The sequence below is a fragment of the Streptomyces sp. NPDC005775 genome, assembly GCF_042871565.1.
In the GTDB taxonomy this organism is placed as follows: domain Bacteria; phylum Actinomycetota; class Actinomycetes; order Streptomycetales; family Streptomycetaceae; genus Streptomyces.
In genome coordinates this window covers 309089-331755 of sequence record NZ_JBIAIU010000001.1, presented here as the reverse complement: position 1 = coordinate 331755, position 22667 = coordinate 309089, and the positions used below count along the sequence as shown (strand labels likewise).

15 protein-coding genes and 1 pseudogene are annotated in these 22667 nt (G+C 71.2%); 10 read left to right on the top strand and 6 right to left on the bottom strand.

Features of this window, described 5'->3' with window-relative positions; genetic code table 11:
• Positions 1-27: 27 nt before the first annotated feature.
• Both ACFYPA_RS01480 and ACFYPA_RS01475 read right to left on the bottom strand, forming a co-directional pair.
• Positions 28-720, bottom strand: coding sequence for a helix-turn-helix domain-containing protein (locus ACFYPA_RS01480; RefSeq protein ID WP_359079897.1), 693 nt, complete (start codon positions 718-720; stop codon positions 28-30).
• Positions 721-937: 217 nt separating this feature from the next.
• Positions 938-2470: an FAD-dependent oxidoreductase gene (locus tag ACFYPA_RS01475; RefSeq protein WP_359311929.1), complete on the bottom strand. Its 1533-nt coding sequence runs from the start codon at positions 2468-2470 to the stop codon at positions 938-940.
• Positions 2471-2968: 498 nt separating this feature from the next.
• Here ACFYPA_RS01475 and ACFYPA_RS01470 point away from each other — a divergent pair, with 498 nt between their 5' ends.
• Together ACFYPA_RS01470 and ACFYPA_RS01465 are read left to right on the top strand one after the other, a co-directional pair.
• Positions 2969-3643, top strand: coding sequence for an HAD family hydrolase (locus tag ACFYPA_RS01470; RefSeq protein ID WP_389128693.1), 675 nt, complete (start codon positions 2969-2971; stop codon positions 3641-3643).
• Positions 3644-4108: 465 nt separating this feature from the next.
• Positions 4109-5149 carry an NAD-dependent epimerase/dehydratase family protein gene (locus ACFYPA_RS01465; protein WP_359079903.1) on the top strand — a complete coding sequence of 347 codons (1041 nt, stop codon included), beginning with the start codon at positions 4109-4111 and terminating at the stop codon, positions 5147-5149.
• A 120-nt stretch (positions 5150-5269) separates the two neighbouring features.
• On the opposite strand, the gene ACFYPA_RS01460 is transcribed toward ACFYPA_RS01465, so the two are convergent.
• Both ACFYPA_RS01460 and ACFYPA_RS01455 read right to left on the bottom strand, forming a co-directional pair.
• Complete coding sequence (locus ACFYPA_RS01460) at positions 5270-6373, bottom strand: lytic polysaccharide monooxygenase (RefSeq protein WP_389128691.1); 1104 nt, start codon at positions 6371-6373, stop codon at positions 5270-5272.
• A 440-nt stretch (positions 6374-6813) separates the two neighbouring features.
• A complete protein-coding gene (locus ACFYPA_RS01455; RefSeq protein WP_359079907.1) occupies positions 6814-7836 on the bottom strand; it encodes a LacI family DNA-binding transcriptional regulator in 1023 nt (340 codons plus the stop codon).
• Positions 7837-8247: 411 nt separating this feature from the next.
• Here ACFYPA_RS01455 and ACFYPA_RS01450 point away from each other — a divergent pair, with 411 nt between their 5' ends.
• The 3 genes from ACFYPA_RS01450 (at position 8248) to ACFYPA_RS01440 (ending at position 11690) form a co-directional block, all read left to right on the top strand.
• The gene (locus ACFYPA_RS01450; RefSeq protein WP_359079909.1) at positions 8248-9621 is read left to right on the top strand and encodes a cellulase family glycosylhydrolase; all 1374 of its coding nucleotides are present in this window, start codon (positions 8248-8250) and stop codon (positions 9619-9621) included.
• Between the two features lie 169 nt (positions 9622-9790).
• Positions 9791-11110: a M20 family metallopeptidase gene (locus ACFYPA_RS01445; protein WP_359351938.1), complete on the top strand. Its 1320-nt coding sequence runs from the start codon at positions 9791-9793 to the stop codon at positions 11108-11110.
• 112 nt (positions 11111-11222) lie between these two features.
• The gene (locus ACFYPA_RS01440) at positions 11223-11690 is read left to right on the top strand and encodes an Asp23/Gls24 family envelope stress response protein (protein WP_359311938.1); all 468 of its coding nucleotides are present in this window, start codon (positions 11223-11225) and stop codon (positions 11688-11690) included.
• 71 nt (positions 11691-11761) lie between these two features.
• Here ACFYPA_RS01440 and ACFYPA_RS01435 read toward each other — a convergent pair whose 3' ends face one another.
• Both ACFYPA_RS01435 and ACFYPA_RS01430 read right to left on the bottom strand, forming a co-directional pair.
• Positions 11762-13378: an NAD(P)/FAD-dependent oxidoreductase gene (locus tag ACFYPA_RS01435; protein ID WP_359079915.1), complete on the bottom strand. Its 1617-nt coding sequence runs from the start codon at positions 13376-13378 to the stop codon at positions 11762-11764.
• Positions 13379-13441: 63 nt separating this feature from the next.
• Positions 13442-13927 (bottom strand): SRPBCC family protein, encoded by a 486-nt coding sequence (locus ACFYPA_RS01430; RefSeq protein ID WP_359079917.1) that lies wholly within the window; start codon positions 13925-13927, stop codon positions 13442-13444.
• A gap of 358 nt (positions 13928-14285) precedes the next feature.
• Between ACFYPA_RS01430 and ACFYPA_RS01425 the strand changes: the two genes are divergently transcribed.
• The 5 genes and pseudogenes from ACFYPA_RS01425 to ACFYPA_RS01405 all read left to right on the top strand — a co-directional run bounded on the left by ACFYPA_RS01425 (position 14286) and on the right by ACFYPA_RS01405 (position 22663).
• Positions 14286-17372: an FAD-binding and (Fe-S)-binding domain-containing protein gene (locus ACFYPA_RS01425; protein WP_389128685.1), complete on the top strand. Its 3087-nt coding sequence runs from the start codon at positions 14286-14288 to the stop codon at positions 17370-17372.
• A 23-nt stretch (positions 17373-17395) separates the two neighbouring features.
• Positions 17396-19207, top strand: coding sequence for a thiamine pyrophosphate-requiring protein (locus ACFYPA_RS01420; protein ID WP_359080476.1), 1812 nt, complete (start codon positions 17396-17398; stop codon positions 19205-19207).
• Between the two features lie 7 nt (positions 19208-19214).
• Positions 19215-19739, top strand: a pseudogene (locus ACFYPA_RS01415) (enolase C-terminal domain-like protein); the annotation flags it as partial.
• A 68-nt stretch (positions 19740-19807) separates the two neighbouring features.
• Complete coding sequence (locus tag ACFYPA_RS01410) at positions 19808-21592, top strand: glycoside hydrolase family 15 protein (protein ID WP_389128682.1); 1785 nt, start codon at positions 19808-19810, stop codon at positions 21590-21592.
• Positions 21593-21658: 66 nt separating this feature from the next.
• Complete coding sequence (locus ACFYPA_RS01405; RefSeq protein ID WP_389128679.1) at positions 21659-22663, top strand: SDR family oxidoreductase; 1005 nt, start codon at positions 21659-21661, stop codon at positions 22661-22663.
• The last annotated feature ends 4 nt before the right edge of the window (positions 22664-22667 follow it).

Sequence of the window (22667 nt, the reverse complement as noted above, 5' to 3'; positions counted from 1 at the left end):
GGAGCCCACCCGAGCTGTGGATGCGGTTCAGCCGAGACGGGTGAGGCCGTCGAGCACGACGGCGATGCCCGTGAGGAACTGCTCGCGGTCGTCGTGCCGACTGATCTGGCCGGCGATGGCGTGCATGAACGGGTACGCCTCCGGGTCGAGCCCCTGCCACGCCGTGGCCGTCGCGTCGAAGAATTCTTCGCGGTCGGGTTCGACGTCCGAGACGTCCCCGTCGATGCGCGCGTTCTGGCTGATCGCCCCGAGGATGTAGTGCACGAGCGTCGAGGCCGCGTCGAACCAGGAGCTTCGGGGGACGCCCAGTGCGCCCACCTGCCGCCCGATCCTCTCGAAGATCGCCACGGTCACAGGGCCGACCGGATTCCGTACGACCTGGAGGAGCAGCCGAGTGGCGAGCCACGGATGCTCGGCGACAGCGTCGAACAGTGCCAGCGCCACGAGACGGATCTCGTCGCCGGGCGTGGCCGCACCCCGGCTGGGCCCGGCCGCCAGAGCCGCGGTGATCACCGCCCCCGTCACCGCGTCCAGCAACTCGTCACGCGTACCCACCTGGTAGTAGACCGCTCCCGAGCCGGTGGCCAGGCGCTCGGTCAGCGCCCGGACGGTCAGAGCACCCTCACCGCCTGCATCGAGCAGTTCGATCGCGGTGGCAATGATCTGCTCCCGGGAGAGCACCTGGTTGCGCCGCCCAGGACGGCTGTTTCGCGGGGCCATGCCCCCACGGTGACACATTTGGAGCGCTGCACCAAAGTGGTGCGGTGTTCCAAAGCTCGGGCGGGGCGTGTGAAGCCGAGCGCGACGCTCGTGCTTGGTGGATGGCCGGGCGGCCCGCAGTCGCCCTGGAGATCGACGACCTGCGCACGTCCCTTCCCGATGACCCCTCGCGGGCAGCCTGGCGAACGGGCCGCGCCCTTCCCGAGCCGATCCCCGCTCAGACGGAGCGTGGTGGCAGCGGCCGCAGAGCGGGACCTTGGACGACGTCACCGTCGATGCCGAACCGCGAACCGTGGCACGGACACTCCCACATGGTCTCCGCCTCGTTGAACGCGACCAGACAGCCAAGATGCGTACAGCGCGCCGACAGGGCGTGGACTTCGCCGCCCTCGTCGCGGTAGACGGCACAGCGTCGCCCGTCCACGCGCACCACCGCACCCGTGCCGGGAGCGATGTCGTCGACGGAGTCGACATGGGTGCTCCGCAGCCGGTCACCGACGAAGTGGCGGACCACATCGGCCTGCTGCTTCAACAGCCCCGTCCCCTCCCGGACGGTGGACCACAGCCGGCGCGGGTCGTAGAGGCCCGCCCATTCCGGCTCGGTGCCGGTCAGCGTCGAGGACAGCAACTGCCCGGCCATGGCGCCGCCGCTCATGCCCCAGCCGCCGAACCCGGTCGCCACGTACACGTGGCGCGCGCCCGGGTGGAAGGGGCCGACCAGGGGGACGCCGTCGCTCACGTCGTTGTCCTGAGCTGCCCACCGGTAGGCCGTGGGGCCGACCGGGAAGTGCTCGTGCATCCAGCTGTCCAGCCGCAGGAACCGTTCGCGGCTGTCGCCCGTCCCGGGCGTGAAGCTCTCGCCCGTGACGATCAGCAGACGTCGCTTCTCGTCGAGCGGCGCCGTGCGAACCGATCGTTTGCCCAGGTCCTCGGTGATGTACATGTGATCCGGTGCCTCGGCCGCCGAGAGAGGAGCGGCGACGACGAGTTCGCGACGCGGCGAGAGGCGCGCGAAGAGAAGCGCCCGGTCGAAGACCGGGTAGTGCGTGGCGACGACGACATCCGCAGCCGTGATCGTCGCGCCGTTCTCCGTGCTCACCCGGCACGGGTTGCCCTCGGTGAGGCCGGTCACCCGGGTCCGTTCATGCACGGCGCCACCTCGCGCGACGATGCCGTCCGCGAGACCCAGAAGGTACTTGCGCGGGTGGAACTGCGCCTGGTGGTCGACCCGTACGGCAGCGGCGACCGGGAACGGCAGGTCGGTTTCCGTCACGAAGTGTGCGTCCAGCCCCGCTTCCGACGCGGCCTCGGCCTCGGCCTCGAACACGGCACTCCGGTGCGGATCGGTCGTGTAGGTCAGAGCGGAGGAGCGTTCGAAGTCGCAGTCGAGGCCCAGCTCGGCCGCGACCGCCCCGACCCGCTCGACTGCCGCCTGCTGTGACCGGGCGTACTGGCGGGCGCCCTGCTGCCCTCGCGTACGCCGCAGGCGCTCGTAGACGAGCGAGTGGGCCGCGGTGAGTTTGGCCGTCGTGTACCCGCTGACGCCGGCGGCGATACGGTCCGCCTCCAGCACTGTCACGTTCCGTCCGGCCACGGTGAGCTCCCAGGCGATACTCAGCCCGGCCATGCCGCCGCCGATCACGATGACGTCCGCCGTCGTGTCGGTGGACGGCGCGGGCCGTGGTACGGCGGGCACTGTGGCCATCCAGTAGGACTCGGCCACGCCAGGCAGTTCAGATCGGATGGTCATGGGCCACGTGTTCCCCCCACGGCCGGAACGACTCGGTGAGGGGCGGCTTCTTCGCCCGAGCGGCCCTGCGGTTCCGTGGCCCCGACACCAGACAGCCACCCCAGCTGACCGGCGCTTCCAACTGCCGCAACTGCTGCTCGTGGTAGGCAGCGACGCCGGCAACTGACTGGGTGAACCAGGACACGGGGCCGACCCCGGTTCGTCGAGCCGCTCGGCCGGGCCGTGGCCGCCGTCCGTGGTGAAGGCCGGAGCGGGCACTGCCGCGTCAGTGGACGTCGGCCGTCCGACATCCTGCGCCAGGTGGGGGCAGTCCGCCCCGCGTACGGCGCCGGACGCGCACGTACCGCGTCCGGCCACTACGATTCCGCAGGACGGTGTCGTCCACATCCCAGGATGTTCCGTCGTACGGTCTTGGCGGCGGGGCCACGGTGCGGTCGGCCGCACCGCCGGAGCCCGTGTCTCCCCGGACGTCCCGGCTTCCGACCGGAAGGAACCGACATGACCCGCGCAGCTCTGTTCGATGTGGACGGAACCCTCGTCGACACCAACTACCTTCACGTCGGCGCCTGGTGGGAGGCGTTCCGACAAGCGGGGCACTCGGTTCCGATGAGCGCCGTGCACGGGGCGATCGGCCTCGGATCGGCCGACCTGATCGAGCATCTCCTCGGAGCCGACCGGGACCGCGACCAGGACGCGGACATCAGCAGCACGCACTCCGCTCTCTACGCGACCTACTTCGAGCGCCTGCCCGCGCTGGAGGGTGCGGCCGCTCTCCTGCGCACCCTGGCGGCGCGGGGGTGGACCATCGTTCTGGCGACCTCGGCGACCGGTCCCGAGCTCCAGGCGCTGCGGAGGGCCCTCGACGCCGATGACGTGATCACCGACACGGCCAGTGCCGATGACGTGAGCGAGGGGAAACCCGCCCCCGCGCCGATCCGGCACGCGATGGAGCTCGTCGGCGGGAAGAGCGACGAGACGGTCTACGTGGGGGACTCGGTCTGGGACATGAAGGCCGCCGGTCGCGCGTCGGTCACCGCGGTGGCGCTCCTCTCGGGCGGCATTCCCCGCGAGGACCTGTTGGGTGCCGGGGCGGCCGAGGTGCACCAGGACCCCGCCGACCTTCTCGCGCACCTGGACACCAGCATCATCGCCCGCATCGGCGCGGCCGGCTGAGGCACCGGCGCCCGCACAGGTACGGGGAGCCGTCCGGCCTGAGGTCCTTCTTCGCCGCCGCGCCAGTGATGCGGATCTTGGCGTTCCGGGAAGCGGGCGGATTTCACCCCGGCCTCTGGCTCGGAGACGAGGAGTACCTACTCGGCATCGATCCGCGGCCACCGAGCGGCCCCCCGCCCCCTCGCGCCGGCGGCGCCGGAGAAGGGCCCGCTACCCGTCCGGTCTCCCTGCGCACGTTCGGCAGGGGGCCGGACGGCGTCATGTCAAATCGGTACATTCTGGTTTAACTCGCACCGCGCGGGTATCCCCGTCAGACAGGGGCGGGCATCAAGCAGCCCGCGCGCTACGACTGGGAGGGCCGGAGAAAGTTGAGGGCGGCCCGCCACTGAGGCGGCCCGGCAGCGGCTTCGGCACGTCGGTCCCACGGCCGTACGCCGGAGCCGCCGACGCATGCGAGGAGGCACGATGAACGCATCGCAAGGTCTGCGTGTCGTGGTGACGGGCGCGACCGGCAATGTGGGTACGAGCGTGGTCCGCGCGCTGTCGGACGACCCGGCGGTGGGATCGGTCCTCGGGCTCGCGCGACGGCTGCCCGGCCACAAGCCGCTTCCCGGTGTCGCATGGGACACCGTGGACCTGTCGCGTCCGGACAGCACGCGGACGCTCGACACGTTGCTGGCCGGCGCCGACGCCGTGATCCATCTGGCCTGGCGTTTCCAGCCGACTCACCGTCCAGTCGTCACCTGGCGGAGCAACGTGGAGGGCTCGCTGCGCGTCTTCGACGCGGTGCGCAGGGCGGGTGTGCCCGCCCTGATTCACGCTTCGTCCGTAGGCGCCTACTCGCCGGGCCCGAAGTGGGAGCCGGGGGTCGACGAACAGTGGCCGACGCATGGCTGGCCCGATGCGGCCTACTGCCGCGAAAAGGCGTATCTGGAGCGTGTCCTCGACACGTTCGAACTGCGCCATCCGCAGGTCCGGGTAGTGCGGATGAGGCCGGGATTCCTGTTCAAGGAAGGGGCGGCCAGCGAACAGCGGCGCATCTTCGGCGGCCGCTACCTGCCGGGGGTTCTGCTCCGCCCCGATCTGCTGCCCTTCGTTCCCGACCTCGAGGGCCTGAGATTCCAGGTGCTGCACTCGGACGATGCGGCCGACGCGTACCGCCTCGCCGTGCTCCGCGATGTTCGTGGCCCCTTCAACCTGGCTGCCGACACCGTCACGGACGCCCGGGCACTCGGCGAACTGCTGGACTCGCGGGTGGTACGAGCCCCCTCCCCGCTGGTACGGGGCGCACTGGCGACCGCTTGGCGGATGCGTGTCGTTCCGGCCTCACCGCACCTCTTCGACGCGGTGCTGCGACTCCCGGTCATGGACTGTGGGCGGGCCCGCGAAGAGCTCGGCTGGCGGCCGGTCCGCTCGGCCTCGGATGCTCTGTCGTCCTTCCTGCGCGGTGTCGCCCGCGGGGAGGGTGAGGCAACGGCCCCGCTGGCCGGCAACCGGTGGGCCTGACGCGGCCCGGCCGGATGCCGGCTTGTTCGTGTCGCGACTGCCTCCCCGGCACCGGGGCACCGGGGGAGAGCGGTGCCGGTTCCCGCACGCTCCGGGCACCGGCACCGCCCGCATCAGCGGCTACGGGTTGACGCAGCCGATCGAGCCGACCGGGAAGTCGTTGCCGGTCGATGTCGCCGTGAACCCGAAGGTGGTACTGCCGTCCGGCGCGATGGTCCGGTTGTAGTCGGCGTTCTTGACCTTGAGCGTCCCATCGGACCCCGTGGTCAGCACCCCGTTCCACACACTGCTGACATGGGTGCCCGTACCGGGCGTCCACTGCACGGCCCAGCCGTCACGTGCCGTCGTGCCGTGGTTCATGACCTCGACGGATCCCTGGAAGCCACCGCTCCAGGAGTTGGTCACGCTGTAGACCGCCATGCACCCGGTGTGCGGGTCGGTGGGCGTGGGGTCCGGTGTGGGCGTCGGGTCGGTGGGCGTCGGGTCAGGAGTAGGAGTGCCGCCCGAGCCGCGGATGCCCGTCACCTCACCGTTGCCGCCGTCGAAGACGACGTCCGAGCAGGAGAAGAAGTTCTCCTGGCTGTCCGAGCGGACCCACTGGATGAACATCACCGCGTCACCCGAGCGGCCCGAGGGCAGGGCCAGATCCCAGTAGTAGTGGCCGCCGTCCGTGCCCGGCGAGCCGCTCTGCGGCGGGTTGACGACGGTGTCGATCAACTCCAGGTCGTCCCAGCCCAGTTCGGTGCTGGGCGAGTATCCCGGCTTGGACAGGTATATCCGGAACGAGCCCGGGTGCGCTGCCCAGTTGCTGTGTTTGACCTGGATCGTGTTGCCGGACGTCAGGTGCGTGCGCGGCCAGTCGGCGCGGGCGGCGTTGTAGCCGGTGAAGTTGTACGGGGACCGGTCGCCGGCGCTGCAGAGCTTTCCGTCCGGAACGTAGCCGGCTCCTCGCCCACCCGCGTTGGAGTCGAGCACGGCGAACCAGTTGTACAGCGCGGTCGCGCCGCTCTCGTTGAGCGCGGCCTTGCACGCCGGGTTGGTCGGGTCCAGGGCGCCGGTGCTGGTCTGGGCGTCCAGCCAGCAGAGGTAGGTACGCGATCCCGGTGTCATGGCCACGCCGTGCGCCTGCGCGCTGCCCTGGCCCAGGAGCGTCAGGGCCAACCCGCCGAGGAGCGTCGCGAGCACCGTGGCCAGGGAGGCGAGTTGTTTCCTGCGTCGAGTCATGGGGTCTCCTGTACCTGTGGGGGTCACTTCCGGTTGAGCCGGTCTTTCTGGCGGTCACCGCCCGGCGGGGAAGGGGGACGTGCCTGCCGGGCGGGTGTGGAGCTTCTGCGGCGGCCGGGATGCCGGTGCAGCCGTGGCCGTTGCCCAGTTGTGCGGGCCGCAGGGGGAGGGGGGAATGGAGTGTGCGCCGCCGCCAGTGGGTGGGAGCGCTCCCACTCGCAGCGTTGTAGGGGACTGTAAGAGCGTCGCCGTGTTCCTGACAACCCGTCGGCACGGAATGCGTCGAATGGATTCCCCAAGGGCAGGTCAGGGGTGGTGGCAATGTGCGACGGCGCTCACCCGGGCAGCGCCGGCTCGGGGGGAGCGCTCCCGAACCGCCCCTGGCCCGGGTCGGCAAGGCCCTGGCGGTCGTGCCGGCCGCTGAGGGGTGCGAAGGCGACTCAGGTCGACTCGCGCACCACCAGCCGCGTGCGCAGAAGCACGTGGCTCCAGGCCACCTGTGGCTGGTCCAACTGCTCCAGCAGCAGCCGCACCATGGTCCGGCCGATCTCCTCCATCGGCTGACGGACCGTTGTCAGCGGCGGTTCGGTCTGCTCAGCCAGCTCGAAGTCGTCGAAGCCGACCACCGCCACGTCCTGGGGGACCCGGCGCCCCGCCTCGCGCAGGGCGGCCAGCGCTCCGGCGGCCATGGTGTCCGATGCGGCGAAGACGGCGTCGACCTCCGGGTGCCGCTTGATGAGATGGGCCATCGCCCGACGACCGCTGGCCTCGGTGAAGTCCCCTTGGGCGACCAGGGACGGCACCTCGTCGAGCCCGGCGTCGCCCAGGGCTTCCCTGTAGCCGCGCAGCCTGCACTGGGCGGCGTACATCTCGGGCGGCCCGGTGATCGCGGCGATGGCCTTCCGTCCGCCGCGCGTCAGATGGGCGACCGCGGCCCGCGCGCCACCCACGTTGTCCGCGTCCACGTAGGTCACCCGCTCCTCGCTCGAGCGCCTGCCCAGCAACACCGTGGGCAGCCCGGCGTCGGCGAGCATGTCCGGCAACCGGTCCTCGGCCCGTACGGACATCAGCAGCGCCCCGTCGATCCGGCCACCGCGCACGTACTTCACGAGCCGCTGCCGCTCGGCGTCCGTGTGGACCAGCGTGAGCAGAAGTTGCACGTCCGCCTCGGTCAGGGCGTCCCCGACCGCCCGCACGACCTCCGAGAAGAAGGGCTCGCCGAACAGTCGCCAGTCCGTCTTCGTCATCACCAGCGCCACCGCGTCCGCGCGCCGCCCGGCCAGTGAGCGAGCCGCCAGATTGGGCACGTAGTCCAGTTCGTCGATGGCGCGCTGCACGGCACGCCGCGTGGACGCCTTCACCCCCGACGCGTTGTTGATCACTCGGGAGACCGTGCCCCGCCCCACCCCGGCAAGGGCGGCCACTTCCTCGAGCGTCGGTGTGCCGGAACTTCGCTTCAGCATGTCTCCACCCCCAGAACATCTGATCTTACGGCCCGACAAGTGTGCGGCCCGGTCGATGTGGTGGAAGAGGCGACCGGTGAAGAAAGCCGGGTGCGCCGTTGTCCGAACCTCCGCGGCGGCCCACGGACGCGTTCGCCCCCCTGAACACAACCGGGGCGGCGAATCCTGTCCGACAGCTTGACGGCACCTCACGCGCCCCACGAGATTGGGAGCGCTCCCAATTCCGTTGCGCCCAACCGGACGTGACGGCATGAAACGACCCGTTCTGCGGGGCGGCGTCACGGCGATGGGCGTCCAACTCATCCCATGTACAGGCGGGTTCCGTCCATCAGCGGAGTCGGCCGACCCGGCCCGAAGATCTACGGGAGCGCTCCCATCGCATCGTTCCCACTTCGCACGAGGAGGAATGTCATGAAACGCTTTCTGGCTCTACTGGCGGCTTGCGCGACGATCCTGGGCCTCACGGCCCTGTTCAGCCCCCAGGCGGTGGCTGCCGGCGGATGCAAGGTCGACTACACGGTCACCAGCCAGTGGGAGGGCGGCTTCCAGGCCGGAGTGAAGATCACCAACCTGGGAGACCCCGTGAGCGGGTGGACACTCGCGTTCGCCATGCCGGCCACAGGGCAGAAGGTGGTTCAAGGCTGGAACGCGACCTGGTCGCAGTCCGGGTCCACGGTCACCGCCGTCGGCGTCGACTGGAACCGCGCGCTGGCCACCGGCGCGGCGGCCGACCTGGGCCTGGTGGGCTCCTTCACGGGCGCCAACCCGAAGCCGACGGCGTTCACGCTCAACGGCGTCGCCTGCACGGGCTCCGTCGATGAGACCCCGTCGCCCGACCCGGACGGCGGCACTCCCCTGGACATCAACGGGCAGGTTCACGTCTGCGGCGTGCACCTCTGCAACCAGTACGACCGCCCCGTGCAGCTGCGAGGAATGAGCACGCACGGCATTCAGTGGTTCAGCCAGTGCTACAACGCCGCGTCCCTGGACGCGCTGGCGAACGACTGGAAGTCGGATCTGCTGCGCGTCGCCATGTACGTCCAGGAGGACGGCTACGAGACCGACCCGGCGGGCTTCACCAGCCGCGTGAACAGCCTCGTCGACATGGCCGAGGCCCGTGGCATGTACGCACTGATCGATTTCCACACCCTGACGCCGGGCGATCCGAACTTCAACCTCAACCGCGCGAAGACGTTCTTCGCGTCCGTCGCGGCCCGCAACGCCGGCAAGAAGAACGTGATCTACGAGATCGCCAATGAGCCCAACGGGGTGAGCTGGACGGCCATCAAGAGCTACGCCGAACAGGTCATCCCGGTGATCCGCGCCGCCGACCCGGACGCTGTCGTCATCGTCGGCACCCGCGGATGGTCCTCGCTGGGAGTCTCGGACGGCTCCAGCGAGAGCGAGGTCGTCAGCAATCCCGTCAACGCCGCCAACATCATGTACGCGTTCCACTTCTACGCCGCGAGCCACAAGGACTCCTACCGTGCCACGGTGAGCCGCGCGGCCGGCCGACTGCCGCTGTTCGTCACGGAGTTCGGTACGGTCAGCGCCACCGGTGGCGGAGCTCTGGACCGGGCGAGCACCACGGCCTGGCTGGACCTGCTCGATCAGCTGAAGATCGGCTACGCGAACTGGACCTACTCCGACGCCCCGGAGAGCAGTGCGGCGCTCAAGCCGGGCACCTGCGACGGCGCCGACTACAGCAGCAGCAATGTGCTGACCGAATCGGGGACGCTGCTCAAGAGCCGGATCAGCACCTCTGACAACTTCCCCACCAGCTGACCAGGGACGGGGTTCCGGCCGTGCCGGAGCCCCGTCCGACGCACGTCCGGGCTCTGCCCGGTTGCCCCGACCGGCGCCCCGGAACACCGTGGTCCCGACAGCGCCACGCATCGGTCCGGTGGCCCGGGACCGAGGACGCGGCGCAGCCCCGCCCACGCAAGGAGCCCCCATGACCGATCCTGCCCGGACCGTGCTGGCCGGCCTCGACGCGGTCCGCTCCCACGTGGAGGATCTCTACCGGGACCTGCACCGCCATCCCGAGCTGGGCCTGCGGGAGCACCGCACGGCGAAGAAGGCGGCGGACGCCCTGCGGGACGCGGGCTTCGAGGTCACCGAAGGCATCGGCGGCACCGGAGTGCTCGGGGTCCTCACGAACGGGGACGGCCCCGTCGTCATGGCCCGGGCGGACATGGACGCCCTCCCGGTACGCGAACGGACCGGTCTCCCGTACGCCTCCACCGAGGCCGTGACGGAAGGGGGCGGCGGCGAACAGCCGGTCATGCACGCCTGCGGCCACGACGTGCACGTGGCTTCCCTGATCGGCTGCGCCCGGCTGATGGCCGGGCACCGCGACACCTGGCGGGGCACGTTCGTGGCGCTCTTCCAGCCCTCGGAGGAGAACGGCGACGGCGCGGACGCCATGATCGACGACGGTCTGACAGCGAAGTCGCCGCGGCCCGACGTGGTGCTGGCCCAGCACGTCCTGCCCTTTCCCGCGGGCCTGGTCGGTACCCGCGCGGGCTCCTTCCTGTCGGCGGCCGACAGTCTGCGCATCACCGTTCACGGACGAGGGGCGCACGGCTCCATGCCGCAGGCCGCGGTCGACCCCGTGGTGATGGCCGCCATGATCGTCGTACGCCTGCAGACCGTCGTATCGCGGGAACTGGCCGCCACCACCCCCGCCGTCGTCACCGTGGGCAGCATCCACGCAGGCAGCGGCCCCAACGTCATCCCCGACCGGGCCGTCATCGAACTCAACGTCCGCTCCTACGACAACGCCACGCGCGCCCAGATCCTGGACGCGATCGCACGCATCGTCCGCGCCGAGTGCGAGGCTTCCCGCGCGCCCGAGGAGCCCGAGATCGAGCGGATCTCGTCCTTCCCGCCCACCGTCAACGACGAGGAGCCGACCCGGCGCGTCGCGGACGCGTTCGCCCGGTACTTCGGTGACGACGCCCGCACCGTCGAGCTCCAGACCGCCAGCGAGGACATGAGCGAGATCCCCCGGGCATTCGGGGCCCCGTTCACCTACTGGGCGATCGGCGGCATCGATCCGGAGCGTTATGCCGAGGCGGTGAGGAAGGGGACCGTCGCCCAGGACGTCCCGGTCAACCACAGCCCTGCCTTCGCCCCCGTCATCCAGCCGACCCTGGACACCGGTGTCAGCGCCCTGACCGTGGCCGCGCTCGCCTGGCTGGCTCCTGAGCCGCCGCCCGAGGCGTCCGGTCCGCAGGGGCCGGGCGTGGTGGTGACGGCACCACCCACCTGAATGGCGGAGGCCCGCCTTCCGGAGCACAGTGGAACTACTGGGGGGCACAGGTCGGCGGAGGAATTCCTCCGGTCCGGTCCGCCCTCCCCGAACAACTCTGTGCGAGGAACTCATGGCGACAATCGACAGCCGGAGCGGCACTGAACTGGGAACGAGCGGCACCTCGGGCGAGACCCGCGGGACCACCGTCATCGCGGACACCGTGGTATCGACGATCGCCGGCATAGCCGTGCGTGAGACGGAGGGAGTGCATTCCCTCGGCGGGGGCGCCACGCGGGCCCTGGGAGCGGTGAAGGACAGGGTTTCGCGGTCCAGCGACCACGGCCGCGGGGTGAAGGTGGAGGTCGGTGAGAAGCAGACCGCCATCGACGTCGACATTGTGGTGGAGTACGGCGTTCCCATCCTGGAGGCCGCGCAGAGCATCCGATCCCACGTCACGGACGCGGTCGAGACCATGACCGGTCTCGAGGTCGTCGAGATCAACATCAAGGTGCTCGACGTCCACGTGCCGGGCACCGACGACGACGAGGAAGAGAACGACGACAACGGCAGCTCTCCGTCGAAGCCCCGCGTCCAGTGACGCGCGGGCTGCCGGGCGCCGTGCTCGCGAGAGGCGGCCCTGTCGGCGCGGCTCGGGGGCGGCCGGGACCGTCAGCGCCGCCCCTTGCGGTCGCGATGAGTGAGCCCGCTCTGGAGGCGGGACAGCACGTCGGTGCGTGAGCGGCGCAGGGCCGCACGCGCGGCGTTGGCGCCGGGCGCGCCGTGGACTCCGCCGCCGGGGTGCGCGGAGGCGGAGGCGAGGTACAGCCCGCGGACGGGCGTCTCCGGGCGGCCGGTGCCGGGGGAGGGGCGGAAGACCAACTGCTGGTGCATGGCGGTGGTTCCGCCGTTGATCGCGCCGCCGTGGAGGTTGGCGTCCAGGCTCTCCAGCGTGGGAGGGGCCAGGATGCGCCGGGCCCTGATGAGGTCGCGGAAACCCGGGGCATAGCGTTCGACCTGGGCCTCGACCCGGTCCGCCATCGTCTCCTGCTCCCGGGCGTCCCACGTACCGGTCAGCCCCGCCTCGCCCGCGTCCCCCCGTACCTTGTGCGGGACGTGCGTGTACGCCCACGCGGACTCGGTACCCCGCGGCGAGCGGCTGGGGTCGGCCGTGGTCATCTGGCCGAGGAGCGCGAAGGGTTCGTCGGGGACGCGGCCCATCGCGATCTGCGCGGCGAAGCGGGTGAGGGCGTCCACGCCCTCCGCGAGGTGGACGGTGCCGGCCTGCGCGGCCTCCGGGCAGGTCCACGGCACCGGCCCGTTCAGGGCCCAGTCGACCTTGAACGTGGCGAAGTCCCACTGGAAGCGCTTCAGGTCGGCGAGGAGCCGCCCGGGAAGGTGGTGTTCGGCCACCAGGGATCCGTAGAGCGCGGGCGCCGACACATCGGCCAGGACCGCCCTGCCGGCCGGGACCGCCTCGCCGCCCGCGGTGCGGACGCCCACGGCCCGGCCGCCGCGCACGACGACCTCGGTGACCCGCTCCCCGCACCGGACGGTTCCGCCGCGCCGCACCAGCCGGCGGACGAGCGCGGTGGTGAGGGACCCCGCGCCTCCGCTGGGGACGGGGAAGCCGTAGGTCTGACCGAGCATGGACATGAGCCAGCCGAAGCCGCCACTGCCGGCCGCCTCCGGTGAGAGGTCCGCGTGCAGGGCGTTGCCCGCGAGCAGGAGCCTGCCGCCCTCGCCGCGGAACTCCTCCTCGCCCAGCCGCCGCACCGGCAGCACCATCGTCCTGGCCAGTCGCAGCCCGCCGGCCGCACGCAGCCGCAGCGCCATCCGGGCTCCGGCGCGGACCGGGGGGAACGGAGTGAACAGGGCTTCGAGGATGCCGGGCCGCAGCACCTCCCAGACCTCCCGCAGCTCCTTCCACGCGGCCCCGTCCCCGGGGGCGAACGCCTCCAGGCTCGCCGCCGTCTCGTCCGGGTCACGGCTGAGGACGGCGCAGCGGCCGTCCCGCAAGGGGTGCGCGAGCACCTTCGGGGCGTGGCTCCAGCGCAGCCCCTCCCGCTCCAGATGCAGGCCGGACAGGACCGGGGACGCGGCGGCGAGGGGGTAGAAGGCGCTGAAGAGGTCGTTGGTGAACTCGGGATCGAGCCCGCGGTCGTGCCGCACCGCCCCGCCCGGCTCGTCCTGGGCCTCCAGCACCTCCACGCTCCAGCCCGCGTCAGCCAGGAGATTCGCCGCGACCAGCCCGTTGGGGCCCGCCCCGATCACTACGGCGTCAGGCATGGGTTACTCCCGCCTCGATGGATGGCGCACCGCCGGGCGGAGCGACTGATTCCCGCTTCCCTTTCACGCCCGGTGCGGCCGCGGCCGCCGAGCCGTGTGACCTGGGTTCTCGTCAGCGTCTTCCGCTTCGCACAGCCGGGCGAGCCGGCCCAGCATCGCGCGGTGCCGTACTTGCTGAGCCAGGTCCACGAGTCCGTTGTGCAGGGCGCCCCCGGGGCCGCGCAGCGGGTGCTCGTCGAGGATGAGGAGGGTGTGTCCACCCCAGGGCCGTAGCTCCATCGCGATCCTCGCGGTCCCCAACGGCCCGCTGTCTGCCTCCAGTTCGAGCGCGGTAATCGGTTCGCTGCGGCGGACCACGGTCCTGTTGTGCAGGGTGGCCGGCCCGATCTTCACCTCGTAGCGCAGGGCCGCCCCCAGTTCCGGCCACTGCCCCTCGTCCGCTTCGGCCCGCGAGGCGCCGACCACCCAGTCCCCGTACCGTTCGGCGTCGGACAGGATCGCCCAGACATCCGCGGGGGGTTTTCTGATCAACCGGTGTCGTACGGCCATGCGGTGCCTCCGTGGTCCGAAGTGTCGCGTTCCCTGCTGCCGGTTCCCACGCTAGGCCCGGCTACACCCACCCGCGCGGCGCCACTCACCGGCTGCCGCCGGAGGGGAGACAGGCGGTGGGCCGGATGGCGCAGCGGGTTCCGTTGCGCCTCATTGGGGTGCTCTTTGCCCGGAAGGGGCGTTTCGATGGCGGATCGGCGGTTACCCGGCCCCCGTCGCCGTAATCGGTTCGGCGCCGCTCGGGCAGTAACGCAACGTGATTTTGTCGGTGGGTTCCGGTTGTGGGAACACGCGGCAGAGGAGTAGATGAAGCCATGGGATCTTCGCCAGCGCCCGCCGTCAGCGTCGGAGACGCACGGTGAGGCGCACATCGTCCGTGGACCTCACCGCTCTGGAACGAGCGCTGCGGGACCGGGTCGAGGGAGAAGTGCGGTTCGACTCCGGGAGCCGCGGCGCCTATGTCACGGACGGCTCGAACTACCGGCAGGTGCCGCTCGGGGTGGTGGTGCCCCGATCCGTGGAGGCCGGTGCGGAGACGGTCGCCGTGTGTCGCCGGTTCGGTGCGCCGGTGCTGTCCCGAGGAGGCGGGACCAGCCTCGGCGGACAGTGCACCAACGCCGCCGTCGTCATCGACTGGACGAAGCACTGCCACCGGCTGGTGTCGGTCGATGCCGGTGCGCGGACCTGCGTGGTGGAGCCGGGTCTGGTACTCGACGAGCTGAACCGTCAGCTCGCCGCGCACGGACTGCAGTTCGGGCCGAAGCCGGCCACACACAGTCACTGCTCGCTCGGCGGGATGATCGGCAACAACTCGTGCGGAGCCTCGGCGCAGGCGTACGGCAAGACGGTCGACAACGTGCGGCGCCTCGAGGTCCTGACGTATGACGGCACCCGGATGTGGGTGGGCCCGACCACGGATGCCGAGTACGAGGAGATCCTCGCCGGCGGCGGCCGGCGCGCGGAGCTGTACCGGGGGATGCGCGATCTCATCGGGGGCTGTCCGGGTGAGGTGCGGCAAGGTTTTCCGCGCATCCCCCGGCGCGTGTCCGGCTACAACCTGGACTCCCTGCTCCCCGAGAACGGCTTCGACGTCGCACGGGCGCTGGTCGGCAGCGAAGGCACCCTCGTCACCGTTCTGCGGGCCGAGCTGGACCTCGTACCCGTTCCGTCCACGCAATCGATGCTGGTGCTGGCATACAGCGACATCTGCGCCGCGGCCGATGACGTGCCGCGGCTGCTCGCACACAGTGAACCGACCCAGTTGGAGGCCCTGGACGGGCGGATGGCGCAGTTGATGCGGGAGGAGGGCGCCTACCTCGATTCGCTCGAGATCTTCCCGGCGGGGGAGAGCTGGCTGCTGCTCCAGTTCAGCGGCGACGACCAGCGCGACGTCGACGCGCAGGCTGAAGCCCTGCTGGAGGCGCTGGGGCGGAGCGAGAGCGACGACTCCGTCGCCTTCTCGGACGACCACGACCGGGAGCAGAGGATGCTGAGGGCCCGGGAAGCCGGTCTCGGCGTCACCGCCCGACCGCCCGACGGCCGCGAAACCTGGGAGGGCTGGGAGGACTCCGCGGTCCCGCCCGACCGTTTGGGCGACTACCTGCGTGATCTCAAGGACCTCTTCGCGGAGTTCGGCTACAGCCACCCCTCGCTGTACGGGCATTTCGGCCAGGGGTGTGTGCACACGCGGATCCCCTTCCAACTCACCACCGCGGACGGCGTCGCGCGTTTCCGCGCGTTCCTGCTCCGCGCCGCCGACCTCGTCTCCTCCTACGGGGGTTCCCTCTCCGGGGAGCACGGCGACGGGCAGGCGCGCGGCGAGCTGCTGCCACGGATGTTCGACGCGCGCATCGTCGACGCGTTCGGCCGGCTCAAAGCGCTGTTCGACCCCGACGACCTGATGAATCCCGGCAAGGTGGTCGCGCCCTACCGGGTGGACGAGAACCTCAGGCTCGGAGCGGACTGGAGGCCGGCCGGCCTGGACACCCACTTCGCCTATCCGGACGACGACCACTCCTTCACCCAGGCGGTGAAGCGCTGTGTCGGCATCGGTAACTGCCGCTCCCACGAAGGCGGCGTGATGTGCCCGTCCTACCGGGCGACGGGCGAGGAGGAGCACTCCACCCGCGGTCGCGCGCGGCTGCTCTTCGAAATGCTCGGCGGCCATGCCGACTCGCCGGTCACCGAAGGCTGGCGCTCCACCGAGGTACGGGACGCGCTGGACCTCTGCCTGGCCTGCAAGGGCTGCAAGTCCGACTGCCCGACCGGCGTCGACATGGCGACCTACAAAGCGGAGTTCCTCGCCCATCACTACGAGGGGCGGCTGCGCCCGGCCGCTCACTACGCCATGGGCTGGCTGCCGCTCTGGGCCCGGCTGGCGGCGTTCGCACCGCGGCTGACCAATGCCGTGCTGCACGCCCCCGGACTGTCCCGGGCGGGCAGACGACTGGCGGGCGTCGCCGCGGAGCGTGAGGCCCCCGCGTTCGCCGAGGAGAACTTCGTCCAGTGGTGGAAGGCCCGCGGGGCGCCGGAGCCGGACCCGAGAGACCCGCGCACGGTCGTGCTGTGGCCGGACACCTTCTCGGCCCGCTTCCACCCCGCCATCGCCAAGTCGGCGGTGCGGGTACTGGAGGACGCCGGATTCCGGGTCGCGGTGCCGACCGACGCGGTGTGCTGCGGCCTGACCTGGATCTCCACCGGCCAACTCGGCACGGCCAAACGGGTGTTGCTCCGTACCCTCGGTGTGCTGCGCCCTTGGATCGAGGCCGGCACACCGGTCGTGGGCCTGGAACCGTCGTGCACCGCGGTCTTCCGCTCCGACGCTCCTGAACTCATGCCGGACAACGAGGACGTGCGACGTCTCGCCCAGCAGTTCAGGACCTTCGCCGAACTGCTGGTGAACGAGGCCCCCGACGGCTGGCAGCCGCCACGTCTCGCCCGGGCCGCCACCGTACAGACGCACTGTCATCAGCACGCCGTGACGAAGTTCGACGCGGACCGGGAGCTGATGCGCCGCGCGGGGATCGACGCGGAGGTGCTGGACGCCGGATGCTGCGGACTCGCCGGCAACTTCGGTTTCGAACGGGGCCATCACGACGTCTCGTTGGCGATCGGTGAACTCGGGGTGCTGCCCGCCGTACGCGAGGCGGCGCCGGGCTCCCTGGTGATCGCGGACGGTTTCAGCTGCCGGACCCAGATCGAGCAGGGCGGCACCGGCCGCCGGGCGGTGCACCTCGCCGAAGTCCTCGCGCTGGGCCTCGACGGCCCGCTGCCGGCCGATCATCCCGAGAAACTCGTGTCCCGCCCCGACTCCCCGCACTGGGCGTCGCGCCTGGTCACCGCAGCGGTGGTGTCCGGCATCGGTGCGACGGCCGTGATCGGTGCGGCCGGTCTCGCCCGCAGGCACCGAAGCCGGCCGACCGCCCCGCGTCGGCCCCGCCCCTGAGAAGAAAGGCCAGTTCCGTGTCGATGAAAGTCTCGGACTACATCCTTCAGCGACTGCGCGAATGGGAGGTCGAGCATGTCTTCGCCTACGCCGGGGACGGCATCAACGGCCTGCTCGCCGCCTGGGGACGAGCCGACAACACGCCGAAGTTCGTGCAGGCCAGGCACGAGGAGATGGCCGCCTTCGAGGCGGTCGGGTACGCCAAGTTCTCCGGCAAGGTCGGGGTGTGCGCGGCGACGTCGGGGCCCGGAGCCATCCATCTGCTGAACGGTCTCTACGACGCGAAGCTGGATCACGTCCCGGTGGTCGCGATCGTCGGCCAGACCAACCGCACGGCCATGGGCGGCTCGTACCAGCAAGAGGTCGACCTGCTGAGTCTGTACAAGGACGTCGCCTCCGACTTCTGCGAAATGGTGACGGTTCCCGAACAACTCCCCAACGTCATCGACCGTGCCATGCGCACCGCTTACGCACACCGGACGGTGACCGCGATCATCGTGCCCGCGGACGTGCAGGAACTGGACTACTCACCGCCGACCCACGCGTTCAAGATGGTGCCCTCCAGCCTGGGCATGTCCCCGTACGCGCCCGTCCCGGCCGCCGCGGAGATCACCAGAGCCGCGGACGTGCTGAACGCCGGCGAGAAGGTGGCGATCCTCATCGGCCAGGGCGCGCGAGGCGCGCGCGCCGAGGTCGAGGTGGTCGCCGAGACGCTCGGCGCCGGGGTCGCCAAGGCACTGCTGGGCAAGGACGCGCTCCCCGACGACCTGCCGTACGTGACGGGTGCCATCGGGCTGCTGGGCACCCGCCCCAGTTACGAGCTCATGCAGGACTGCGACACGCTGCTCGTCATCGGCTCCAGCTTCCCCTACACCCAGTTCATGCCCGGCCTCGACCAGGCGCGGGCGGTGCAGATCGACATCGATCCGTTCATGATCGGGTTGCGGTACCCCTTCGAGGTCAACCTGGTGGGTGACGCCAAGGAGACGCTCGCAGCCCTGCTGCCGCAACTCAAGAAGAAGAAGCACGGCTCCTGGCGGAAGAAGATCGAGAAGGACACCGCGCGCTGGTGGGAGGTCATGGAGCGGCGGGCCGCCGTGGAGGCCGATCCCATCAACCCCGAGTACGTGGTCCACACCCTGGACGCCCTGTTGCCGAAGGACGTGATCCTCGCCGCCGACTCCGGCTCCGCAGCGAACTGGTACGCCCGGCACCTGCGCATGCGCGGGACGATGCGCGGCTCCCTGTCCGGCACCCTCGCCACCATGGGGCCCGGGGTTCCCTACGTGATCGGAGCGAAATTCGCCCATCCGCAGCGCCCGGCCATCGCGATCGTCGGTGACGGTGCCATGCAGATGAACGGGATGGCGGAGCTCATCACGGCCGCCAAGTACTGGCGCGAGTGGCAGGACCCGCGGTTGATCGTCGCCGTACTCAACAACCAGGACCTCAACCAGGTCACCTGGGAGATGCGGGCGATGTCCGGCGCGCCGCAGTTCCTCCCCTCGCAGGCACTTCCCGATGTGCCGTACGCGGACTTCGCCAAGTCGATCGGCCTCGACGGGGTGCGGGTGGAGAAGCCCGCGGACGTGGAAGCCGCCTGGCACCGTGCGCTCGGCGCCGACCGGCCGTTCGTCATCGACTTCCGCACGGACCCGGCGGTACCCCCGATCCCGCCGCACGCGAGCCTCGACCAGATCGAAGCGGCCGCACTGGCCGTGATCAAGGGCGACAGCGACCGGACGGACGTGATCCGGCAGGGCTTCAAGGCCAAGGTCCAGGAGCTGCTGCCGGGGCACCGGCACGGTGACGGCCCCGGGGGAACGGACAGCTGATGAGCGGGACCTCGAGGCACGACTGCCCGGCCTTCCGCTGGTCCACCTGCACGGCGCCGCCCGGGCGACGGTGCCGGTCCACGGCAGCGGCGGCTTCACCACGTACGACGATCAGGAGCAGGACCGCCGGCTGCGCGCGTGGGTGCAGGAGCAGGGCATCCCCCGCGTCAAGATCAAGATCGGCGAGTCGTGGGGGGGGCACGCGGCCCGGCGCGGTCTGCGACGCGTCGCGCAGGCCCGGCGAAGCATCGGCGACGAGGCCGGGTTGTACGTCGACGCCAACCGCGCGTACGCGGCCAAACAGCCCGTCCGCATCGCCCGGCACCTCGACGACCAGGGCGTCACCTGGTTCGAGGAACCGGTTTCGTCCGATGACCTGAAGGGGCTCGCGCGCATCCGGGACGCGGTGACGACCGAGGTCGCCGCCGGCGAGTACGGCTACACCCTCGCCTACTTCCGGCACATGCTCGACGCCGGAGCGGTGGACTGCCTGCAGGCCGACGTCACCCGCTGCGGGGGCGTCACCGTGTGGCGACCGCGTCTCCTGACCGGGACAGCACCCCGGACCCCCCCCGCCCCACCCGGAGAGGACTCCACGTCATGCCGGCACCCGCCACGATCGACACCGGCGAGGCCTTCCCTCCGCACGTGCTGCGGGAGTACGCCCTGCTGGCCGACGGTGAACGCGGCGCCCTGGTCGGGCCGCGCGGGGACATCGCCTGGATGTGCGCGCCGCACTGGGACTCCGACGCCGTCTTCTCGGCGCTCATCGGAGGCAGCGGGACCTTCGCCGTCACACCGCTCGACCAGCGGCACGTGTGGGGCGGCTACTACGAGAGCGGAAGCCTCATCTGGCGCAGCCGCTGGATCACCGGCGAGGGCCCCATCGAGTGCCGGGAAGCCCTCGCCTTCCCCGGCGAAGCGGACCGGGCGGTCCTGCTGCGACGGGTCCTGGCAGCGGACAGCCCCGCGCGGGTACGGGTACTGCTCGAGCCGCGCGGGGCATTCGGCAGCGAGGGCAGCCATCACATCGAGCGGCACGACGGCGTGTGGACGGGGAGGACGGGCGCGCTGAACTGGCGCCTGACCGGAGCAGCGGCAGCGACCAGGGCCGACTCGTCGCGCGGCGGCGGCCTGCTCACCCTCGACCTCACCGTTCCGCCCGGCGGGCACCACGACCTCGTACTGGAACTGTCGGACCGCACTCTGCCCGGCCGGCCCGTGCGCCCCGACGCCGCGTGGGACGACACCGCCAGGGGCTGGGCCCGGGCCTGCCCGGAGCCCGTGGACACCATCGCCACGACCGACGCACACCACGCCGTCGCCGTCCTGCGCGGCCTCACGAGCAGCAGCGACGGCATGGTGGCCGCTGCCACGATGTGCCTTCCGGAACGGTCCGGCGCAGGCCGCAACTACGACTACCGCTACGCGTGGATCCGGGACCAGTGCTACGCGGGGATCGCCGCAGCCGGCGTCGGTGCCACCGGCCTCCTGGATTCCGCCGTCGGCTTCGTCTCCGCCAGACTCCTCGGGGACGGACCGGACCTCAAACCCGCCTACACCGTCACCGGCGGACCGGTGCCCGGCGAGCGGACCCTGGACCTTCCGGGCTATCCGGGAGGGACCGACAGGATCGGCAACTGGGTCAACGAGCAGTTCCAGCTCGACGCGTTCGGTGAGGCGCTGCAGCTCCTGGCCGCCGCCGGCAGGGCGGACCGGCTCGACCGCGACGGCCTGCGCGCCGTGCGGGCCGCCGTCTCGGCCGTCGAAGAGCTGTGGAACCGGCCCGAGGCCGGCATCTGGGAGATCGACGACCGACGCTGGACCCACTCCCGGCTCACCTGCGTCGCGGGGCTGCGCGCCGTGGCCGCGCTGCCCGGCGCCGGCCGGGACGCGGCGCGCTGCACCTCGCTGGCCGACACCGTACTCACCGAAACGGAGCGCACCGGTCTGCACCCCGAAGGCCACTGGCAGCGGGCCCCCGAGATCCCCGGCGTGGACGCCGCGCTCCTCCTGCCACCCGTCCGGGGCGCCCTGCCGGGTTCCGATCCCCGTACGCGCGCCACCCTGCGCGCCGTACGGGAGGAACTGGCCCGCGACGAGTACGTCTACCGCTTCCGTCACGACCGGCGGCCGCTCGGTGAGGCGGAGGGGGCGTTCCTGTTGTGCGGGTTCATGATGGCGCTGGCCGAACACCAGCAGGGCCACACGGCCGGCGCCCTGCGCTACTTCGAACGCAACCGGGCAGCGTGCGGGCCGCCGGGGCTCTTCTCCGAGGAGTACGACATCACCCAGCGGCAACTGCGTGGAAACCTTCCCCAGGCCTTCGTCCACGCGATGCTCCTGGAATGCGCGGGCCGCCTCGGCGGACCCCCGCCGCCCTAGGAGATCCCCAGCCGCCACCCACCGAGTCCCGACCCGCACACCGTTCAGAAAGGCACCGTTTCAGCGATGACCCAGAACGTAGTGATCACCGGCGCGAGCGCGGGCATCGGCCGCGCCACCGCCCAGCACTTCGGCAGCCGCGGCGCGAACGTCACCCTCCTGGCGCGAGGCGAGGCAGGACTCCAGGGCGCGATGCGCGATGTCGAGGAGGCCGGAGGCAAGGCGTTGGCGATCCCCACCGACATGGCCGACTACGCGGCGGTCGAGAGCGCCGCCGAGCGGGCCGAGGAGCACTTCGGGCCCATCGACCTCTGGATCAACGTGGCGTTCACCTCGGTCTTCGCGCCCTTCGACGAGATCGACCCGCAGGAGTTCCGCAGAGTCACCGAGGTGACGTATCTGGGCTTCGTGCACGGCACGAGAGTGGCGCTGGAGCGGATGAAGCCGCGCAACCGCGGAACCATCGTGCAGGTCGGTTCCGCACTCGGTCTGCGGAGCATCCCGCTGCAGTCGGCCTACTGCGGCGCCAAGCACGCGGTGAACGGCTTCACCGAGTCGGTGCGGTGCGAACTCCTGCACGAGCGCAGCGGCGTGCGCATCACGATCGTGCAGATGCCGGCGGTGAACACCCCGCAGTTCACGTGGGTGCTCTCCCGGCTGCCCCGCAGCCCCCAGCCGGTCCCCCCGATCTATCAGCCCGAACTGGCGGCCCGCGCGGTCGCGTTCGCGGCCGACCACCCCCGGCGCAAGCAGTACTGGGTGGGCGGCAGCACGGCCGCCACGATCCTCGCGCAGAAGTTCGCGGCCCCGCTCCTCGACCGCTACCTCGCCCGGACCGGCTACGACTCCCAGCAGACCGGCGAAGAGGTGCGGCAGCGGCCCGGCAACCTGTGGGAGCCCGTCGACGGGGCCGGTGCGAGCGACCACGGAGCACACGGCCCCTTCGACGCGAACGCCCACACGCGCAGCCCTCAGGTCTGGGCGTCCCAGCACGCCCGGCTGCTCTCGGCCCTGGGCGCGGGCGCCGCCCTCGCGGTGGCGGGGGCGCTCGTCGGAGGGAGGAGGAAGTGACGGC

What these genes read in the sequence shown, in the direction of transcription:
- ACFYPA_RS01450 (WP_359079909.1), top strand. Translation starts at nt 8,248, where the DNA reads ATGAAACGCTTTCTGGCTCTACTGGCGGCTTGCGCGACGATCCTGGGC.
- ACFYPA_RS01475 (WP_359311929.1), bottom strand. Translation starts at nt 2,470, where the DNA reads ATGACCATCCGATCTGAACTGCCTGGCGTGGCCGAGTCCTACTGGATG.
- ACFYPA_RS01410 (WP_389128682.1), top strand. Translation starts at nt 19,808, where the DNA reads ATGCCGGCACCCGCCACGATCGACACCGGCGAGGCCTTCCCTCCGCAC.
- ACFYPA_RS01420 (WP_359080476.1), top strand. Translation starts at nt 17,396, where the DNA reads ATGAAAGTCTCGGACTACATCCTTCAGCGACTGCGCGAATGGGAGGTC.
- ACFYPA_RS01455 (WP_359079907.1), bottom strand. Translation starts at nt 7,836, where the DNA reads ATGCTGAAGCGAAGTTCCGGCACACCGACGCTCGAGGAAGTGGCCGCC.
- ACFYPA_RS01435 (WP_359079915.1), bottom strand. Translation starts at nt 13,378, where the DNA reads ATGCCTGACGCCGTAGTGATCGGGGCGGGCCCCAACGGGCTGGTCGCG.
- ACFYPA_RS01445 (WP_359351938.1), top strand. Translation starts at nt 9,791, where the DNA reads ATGACCGATCCTGCCCGGACCGTGCTGGCCGGCCTCGACGCGGTCCGC.
- ACFYPA_RS01460 (WP_389128691.1), bottom strand. Translation starts at nt 6,373, where the DNA reads ATGACTCGACGCAGGAAACAACTCGCCTCCCTGGCCACGGTGCTCGCG.
- ACFYPA_RS01430 (WP_359079917.1), bottom strand. Translation starts at nt 13,927, where the DNA reads ATGGCCGTACGACACCGGTTGATCAGAAAACCCCCCGCGGATGTCTGG.
- ACFYPA_RS01465 (WP_359079903.1), top strand. Translation starts at nt 4,109, where the DNA reads ATGAACGCATCGCAAGGTCTGCGTGTCGTGGTGACGGGCGCGACCGGC.
- ACFYPA_RS01480 (WP_359079897.1), bottom strand. Translation starts at nt 720, where the DNA reads ATGGCCCCGCGAAACAGCCGTCCTGGGCGGCGCAACCAGGTGCTCTCC.
- ACFYPA_RS01440 (WP_359311938.1), top strand. Translation starts at nt 11,223, where the DNA reads ATGGCGACAATCGACAGCCGGAGCGGCACTGAACTGGGAACGAGCGGC.
- ACFYPA_RS01405 (WP_389128679.1), top strand. Translation starts at nt 21,659, where the DNA reads ATGACCCAGAACGTAGTGATCACCGGCGCGAGCGCGGGCATCGGCCGC.
- ACFYPA_RS01470 (WP_389128693.1), top strand. Translation starts at nt 2,969, where the DNA reads ATGACCCGCGCAGCTCTGTTCGATGTGGACGGAACCCTCGTCGACACC.